We start from the raw sequence: 749 nt of genomic DNA, 5'->3' as shown, positions 1-749 counted from the left end.
GCCCCAGTGCATTATTGGGACACAGATATACGGTAGGCGCGCTGGGTGGTCATGACGCGCCGATCCTGAGCGGCAGGAACCCGTCGGCATCGACGGCGAGGCTGTCGGACCAGACGTAGTCGCCAGTGAAGTTGATATGATCCCAGCCGAGGGGCGAGAGCTGTGGGAGCAGCCTTTCGTCGAAGGCCATGCCGCTGTGGCGCATCGCATCGATGACGCGGCCGAGATAGCGGCAGTTGAACAGGATGATCGCGGCGGTGACGAGGTTGAGGGCGGAGGCGCGGGTGGCCTGGTTCTCGTGCCCGCGGTCCCGGAAGCGGCCAAGACGATGGAATGCGACGGCCCGGGCGAGCGAGTTCCTCGCTTCGCCCTTGTTGAGTTCGGCGGTGACGAGACGGCGCAGTTCAGGATCCTCGAACCAGCGCAAGGTGAACAGCGTCCGCTCGATGCGGCCGATCTCGCGGAGCGCGGCAGCCAGACTGTTCTGCTGCCGGTATGCCGAGAGTTTCTTCAGGATCAGCGAAGGCGTCACCACGCGGTCTCTCATGGCCTGAATGACCCGTTGGGCGTCGTCCCAATGGGCCCGGATCAGCCCGGCATCGAGGCGATGGCCGAAGAGTGGCCCCAGGCGGCCGTACCGGGTTTTGGGCTCGAACGCGTAGAGCTTGCGATCCGACAGACGTGGAATCCGCGGCTCGAACGACAGTCCCAACAGATGCATCACGGCAAAGACGATATCCGACACGCCA

1 protein-coding gene is annotated in these 749 nt (G+C 64.4%); it reads right to left on the bottom strand.

Going from position 1 to position 749, the window contains the following annotated elements; all coding sequences use genetic code 11:
- Positions 1-49: 49 nt before the first annotated feature.
- A partial coding sequence (locus tag VQ044_RS25420; protein WP_327691620.1) for a Tn3 family transposase occupies positions 50-749 on the bottom strand: 700 nt, incomplete at its 5' end.

The organism is Aurantimonas sp. C2-5-R2, assembly GCF_036549495.1.
Lineage (GTDB): Bacteria > Pseudomonadota > Alphaproteobacteria > Rhizobiales > Rhizobiaceae > Aurantimonas > Aurantimonas coralicida_A.
The sequence above is the reverse complement of the archived record's forward strand: the minus strand, read 5'-3'. Positions and strand labels throughout refer to the sequence as shown.